This window comes from Bacteroidia bacterium (genome assembly GCA_037045145.1).
In the GTDB taxonomy this organism is placed as follows: Bacteria; Bacteroidota; Bacteroidia; order AKYH767-A; family OLB10; genus OLB10.
Map to the genome: position 1 here is coordinate 1 of JBAOIA010000004.1, position 6526 is coordinate 6526.

Annotated in this window: 3 protein-coding genes; 1 reads left to right on the forward strand and 2 read right to left on the reverse strand. The window is 43.9% G+C overall.

Features of this window, described 5'->3' with window-relative positions:
- The first annotated feature begins 893 nt into the window (after positions 1-893).
- Positions 894-2240, forward strand: a complete 1347-nt coding sequence (locus V9G42_00115; GenBank protein ID MEI2757813.1) for a transposase — start codon at positions 894-896, stop codon at positions 2238-2240.
- A gap of 35 nt (positions 2241-2275) precedes the next feature.
- On the opposite strand, the gene V9G42_00120 is transcribed toward V9G42_00115, so the two are convergent.
- A complete protein-coding gene (locus tag V9G42_00120; GenBank protein MEI2757814.1) occupies positions 2276-4819 on the reverse strand; it encodes an ankyrin repeat domain-containing protein in 2544 nt (847 codons plus the stop codon).
- A 37-nt stretch (positions 4820-4856) separates the two neighbouring features.
- Entirely contained in the window at positions 4857-6407 is a 1551-nt protein-coding gene (locus V9G42_00125) for an ankyrin repeat domain-containing protein (protein ID MEI2757815.1), read from the reverse strand.
- Positions 6408-6526: the final 119 nt, after the last annotated feature.

The following is a 6526-nucleotide window of genomic DNA, read 5'->3' on the forward strand; positions in this document are numbered from 1 at the left end:
CGCTCTTTCCCGCTTTACCGCCGATCGATCTGGTCAGCGTGCAAGGATCGCTGGCTGGTGCGAGTAATAAACAGCAGTTGCCCGCCCCCGTTATCGCGCCAAAGGCTGCCAGTTCCTCAACTCCACAGTCCATGCCACCCCGGAAATCAGATACCTTCAGAGACCAAAACTGATTGCGGTTTTACCCAAAAGAGCATCTTTTCAGACCACCGCACCTAGGGCAAAGTGACCGAGGTCAAGCCCGCCAACGGCGGTCCAAAGGCTGAACCGTGGGTAAAATGCCTATTAGAGGCGATCAAAGCGTGGCGGTGGCAGCGAGCCGTGGGCGGGCAAGAGGCACAAATTCGACTGGAATTGGAGATCCGCTCATAATCGGTTATCACTACCGGTTGGAATGGATGGTGATATTCATCTTACCAAGGTGATTCAACCGTCCAACCATCATCAAATAGAACTAAATCTGCTCTATCTTTCTGGATTATTCCCAGATTACTTTGATCAGGAACTAATATTTTTCCAATAGGAGTTTGCTCAACTATGTAACTATATTCTACTATATTTCTTGTTTCTGATGGATTAGTAATTCTATCAACCCTAATAATAACTCTTTTACTAACTAAGAAGCTGTATAAAAACACCAGTCCCCATCAGGCTCTGGACTATCGAACACCCGCCGAGGCTTATGCCGACAGGGCCATCATACTGTCACCAACAAACGCAGAGGCACTACCTTAAATTCGACCAAAAGTTGTCTGGACAATGGGGTTCACTTCACACATAACTTTCAATAGTTCGGACAGTTTTTGGGAGGCAAGGTCAGGAGGGTAGCGGCACTGGGTCAGTTTCGGATAGGGTGAAGTGGTGAACCCACACCGAATCCGAGGGATGACCCGATGCCGCTGCTCGAAAGTGTACTGTCGAACATGAAATGGAGCCAACCGTTCCGGTCTTTTCTAAGCGAGTTGTTGCTCGTGCTGCTGATCGTGCCGGGGCGGGCGACGTTTCGCAATTTAAGCCGCTACAGTGAGTATGTCGAGAAAACCTTCAGTCGGTGGTTTCGGCGGCCGGTGGACTGGGCGGGCCTGAACGTGGCGGCGATTCGGGCGGTGGTGCCGCCGGCGCATGAGTCGGTGTTAGCCTTTGACCCCAGCTACCTCCCCAAGAGCGGGGAGCACACCGAAGGACTGGGCCACTTTTGGAACGGCAGTGCGGGGCGAGCGGAACGGGGTTTGGAAACCCATGCGTTGGCTTGGGTGGATGTGACGGCCAATACGGCCTATACGATCAGCGCGGAGATGACCCCGCCGGGGTCTCGCACGACCCCCTCGACCGACACCTCGGCCAACCCCGACACCCCGGCCAACCCCGAGACGGTACCCGCCAAGGCCCCGTCCCGCCGCAAGAAGGCCAAGGCCAAGGCCAAGACCAAGACCAAGACCAAGACCAAGACCGATCCAAAAGCGAAAGACGACGATAGCCGCGTGGATGCCTATCTGGCCCATTTAAACCGGGTGATTCCAAAGCACGATTTAGCCCGCCTGCGCTATCTCACCGCCGATGGGTACTTCAGCAAGGTCAAGTTCGTCGAGGGCGTGGTCGCGTTAAAGCTCGACCTGATCAGCAAACTCCGGCGCGATGCCGATGCGCGTTACCTCTATACCGGACCCTACGCCGGGCGTGGAGCCCCCCGCCGCTACGCCGGTAAAGTCGATTGGACCCACCGCGACCCGGCGGTGTTTGCCGCCGTGGCGTCCCCCGACCCGGCGCTCGGCCTCGAAACCGCCCTCGTCTATCTCCCCCGCTTGGGCCGGCACGTCCGCGTCGTGGTCGTCATTCACCGGCGGACCCAACGGATCGCCCTCCTGTTTAGCACCGATCTGGACTTGGACCCCGTCACGCTCTACCGGTATTACAAAGCCCGCTTCCAGATTGAATTTCTCTTCCGCGACAGCAAGCAGTTCGCCGGGCTCACCCATGGCCAGGCCCGCCGAACCGATGCGATGACTTTTCATGTCAATGCCAGCCTCACCGTAGTGTCCCTCAGCAAACTGCAAGCCGTCCAGACCTACGGTCACCTCCCGACCCCGTTCTCGATGGCCAGCCTCGTCCGGCGGTGTTTCAACGCCCATTTCCTCAAGAAAATTTTAGCGTACTTAGCTCCGGGCCAGACCTTGACAGAAAATAGCCCCGAGTATGAAACCCTTTGTAATTACGGCATCATTAATCCTGTCCCCACCTGAAAACTGTCCGAACCATTGACTTTAATTCTGTGATTTTAATAACGATCATAAAAATCTGCTTCTCTGACTCTCCAACCATCATCGTAAAGTTGGAAATAGCTAACTTTATTAAATGGAATAGTGATATCTTTAGGTAAAATACCATTTGGAAATATTAGTTGTGCAAAAACCTCTGCTAAAGGAGTTGGAGTGTATTTTATTTGAAATTCTACTCGCATTTCTGTTGGCATATTTCCAATTCCACTAATAGGAGTTATTCCTGATATTGATGCTATCGACTTCATCGCAATTATAACTTCCGCACTATCTTTGTTATATGAGAAAAGATAGGGTCTTATTTTATCTCCAAAATTAATATTACATTTTGTGAAATGGCGATAAATGCTTATGGGATCAATTCTTATTTCTCTTACACCATCTGATATTATACTTAATATTAGGTATCCTTCATTAGCAGCATGGTTATAGGCATTGGCTTTTTCAGCATAACAACGCTGTAATGAAGTAGTGTTTCTAATATCATAAAACTGTCTATCTGAAGTATCACCATAACTAATTTGTAATAATACTGTTCTATATTTTGAGTTATACAAATACTTAGCTAACAACTCTTTAGCTTCATTACGTGTCAACTTATTACTATCTATATAGTTATTGAAAAGTTGCTGAGCTTCATTGCAATTTGATTTGTTGGAATCAGGTTGTGTTTGTGCATCTTTGTTTTGTGCTAACGTAGCTAAAGCAAACGGATATGTAGTGAATGCATCCGGCTCTATAAATTCCATCCTTTCAGATTTTTTATCATAAATACAAATAGCCGTACTAAGATTAGTATCCATCTTTGACCGTTTTCCCTGGATTAAGAAAACACTAAAATTATCAGTATAAGTAGGTTCACCAATTATTATGGATTTAGTATATTTACTGTTATAAATACAACTAAATTCCTTACTTTGGTCCAACACAGGTTCGTTAGATAATAATTGTTGCGCAGCATTGCAGGTTAATTTTTGGGCCTCTTGTTGCAACTGCTTGTCTTTACTTTTAGCTAAAGCAGCTAAAGCAAATGGAAACTTTTTAAATGCGCTTAGCTCTGCAAATTCTATCTTTTCGTTTATCTTGTCAAAAATACAAATCGCGGTACTTATATCAGAATCTGAAGAAGTCCGCTTTCCCTGAACAATTGAAATAGCATAGTTTTCAGTATCAATGGGATCACCAATTATTAAAGATTTTGAAAATCCACTATTGGTTAAACAATTGGATTTGAAATTACTCCAAAATTTATCTTGGATCAGCTTTGCGGTTTGGGCATGGTTCTGATCCTTGGCAAATTTATAGGCTTGATCCAAACCTTCATGAGCCCCGTATTGAAACAACAGACTTACAACTTGATAATAACCATGCTTAGCAGCACGTGTTAGGCATGTAACACCCCACATTGTATGTTCGTAGGCTCCACCTACGTTTGGTTTTGCTCCACGATCAAGAAGCATCTTGACAATCGGTAAGCGTGAAAATCCACCTTTTGTTTCCTCCTCTGTTTTTCCTTCGTGCTTCTCCCCAGCAATAGCATAAGTTAACACTGTTTCACCCCAAGGTACGTTAGCATTGACATCAGCTCCCTTGTTTAATAATAATTTCAGCAACGAAATTTGATCTTCCTCGGTCAGATTAACATTGCAATCTTTCCCACAGGCTGTAAGCATTAGTAACGTAGGACCAGCAACTTTTTCTCCTTCCATACTGCCTTCGTCTCTGGCATCAACATTCGTACCGTTCTCGATCATGCTTCGAACAACACTGACATTTCCCTTCCTGAGCTCGGAAATGATATTTTCTTGATTACGTTTTGCAAGATTATCAATCTTAGAGGCGGTAATAACCTTTTCAGTTGTATCCAGATTATCAGCAACTCCCTCAAAATCAACAGCAAGTTTGTCGTTCTGATAAACATGGACAGAAATATAACCATAGTTGCCTGATTTATTGTTTCCTTCCTCCAAGGCTCTTTCCAAAACCGTTTTGATCGTGACTTCATCGCTGAGGTCATAAAGTGGTGAGATCCGAGCATTGACATCAAACCAGCTCGTATTATTTCGATTTAATACCTCATATTTGTCAGACTCCACAAAATTTTCACCCGAAAGCTCGTAAGCGGTTGGTGGTTCCCATCCGCCACCTGCATGAGATCTTTTAATCAAACTAACCTTTCCTCTCATTTCTTTAAGTTCATAACTATTACCATCCAATTTACCTGCAAGAATATAATTTGAATCCTTTTTCATATAAACTAGAATATCACCGTTGCCACTGGCACCACGGATAATATGGCCTTCCATGTCAAGTCCAGGTAAAATAACGAGAAAGTTTTTACCCAGGATATTGTGAACATTAATATCTTCTATTGTTATTTTAACATTTTCATTTTTTGCTAAATTATCTATGATTGGCTGAACAGCAGAATCAGTTTTATCAACATCGGCTACCGCTATCCCCACAGAATTAATCATCAATAAAAAACCTGCTAAAAAGATTACCGAAGAACGTACCATATTCATTGCTGCATTTTCTTTCATGTCTATCTCCAAAATCTATTATAGTCACAACCTTGTTTTACTTCTTGAATGATGCCAATTGCATCATTTCTTGGGCGGCGCCAACCATAATGGTAGAACCTTTTTCTTTAATCACCGATTGCACTAAACCTACGCCAGGAGCATACCAAGTATATTGTTCGACAGAGACCTCTTCCTTACCCCAAATCCCTTTATCTCTTTGAGTTCGGCCGGTTTTAGCAACTTTGAGACATTGTTCGAAGGTACCGGCGGGAACCGTGACTACTTCATCCAAACTTTCAATGACTGCTTTCACAGGTAAGCTTAAATCTTGCTGTAAACTTTCAGTTGTGTATTGTTCGTCCCATCCGGCTCCAGCTTTTATGGGGGCCTTGATTAAGTAGGCGGGCGAATCTTTTATTTTTGGCTTAAATTCACCAGGTTCCTGTTCCGCATATTCATAAATCCCTTGTTCATCCTGGGCTAGAAATAAAAACCCTGTTCGTTCCCCAATGTCGATTTTCTGTGGAGTGACTTTTCTACTTTCAAGCTCCCTCTTTGCAAAATTTGCCATAACCATTTTCTCATTCCCTTTGATACCAAGAAAATTTCCAATAGAAAATTGATACGCCCACGTTCGTCCTTCATCCAAGGGTATATATATGTCAGGCGTGAGCTTCCTGAAGGTCATCGCGATTAACTTTGAATCCGCATTCGTTGAAAAATCTTTCGGTCGGCCTTCGGGACTACTCGGAAACCGATAAGCGATTTTTAATTGATTCCCATTCACCTCATAAATGCCAAAGAAAGTTTCATTATCACCAGTGATGTCCAAATGCATGGGAGTCTGTGTTGGATCTATACGGAATTTATAAATGCTGTTTGTAGTAAAAAGCTCGCTATCTTCAAAGTTATAACGCAGTGGTTTGAACGATACCTTTTTTCCATTGATTTCCATATCGGCAAGATCCCATGTACTTTTGCCCTGCCGCAATTGATCCAGGTTTACGATCTTTTGCTGTAACACCTTCGCGGTTTGGTTATGATGGTTGCTAATGGCAAGTTCAAGCGAATGATCAATATCTTTATATGCGCCATACTTGAGAAATAGATCTACAACTTGATAATATCCACTCTCAGCAGCATGCACTAAAGGCGGATAACTCTCTGCGCCCCTTCCTTCACATCCTATATTGATATTTGCTCCATTATCAAGAAGCATTTTCACAATCGGCAAGCGTGAATTACCGCCCTTCGTTGCCTCCTCGTTCTGTATATCATGCGGCCCTATAACAGCATAACATATAGCCGTATCCCTATTATTAATTTGAGAATTTACGTTAGCCCCATTTTTTATTAATAAACTCAATAAGGAAAGTTGTTCATTTTGAGATAAGGAGATTCCACATCCATCTCCACATACTATTAACATTAATAAAGTAGCTTCATTTTCGGTTTGCAAATTTACATTCAAACCTCTATCAATCATACCTCGAACACCCTCTACATTTCCTTTTTTAAGTTCTGAAATAATCTGCTCTTCTTCAGCCAGAAGAACAGCGGGTGATAGCGTGATCGCTAAAGCCATCCATAAAATCCATGGGCGCATGTACTGCATTGTTATTCTCCTTATCTCGCTGATCTCTTATCTCTATTCCAACAAAATAACCAGTAGACTTTTGCATAGCGATCACGCACACATAATATCAAGGCAAATCTACCGATGTG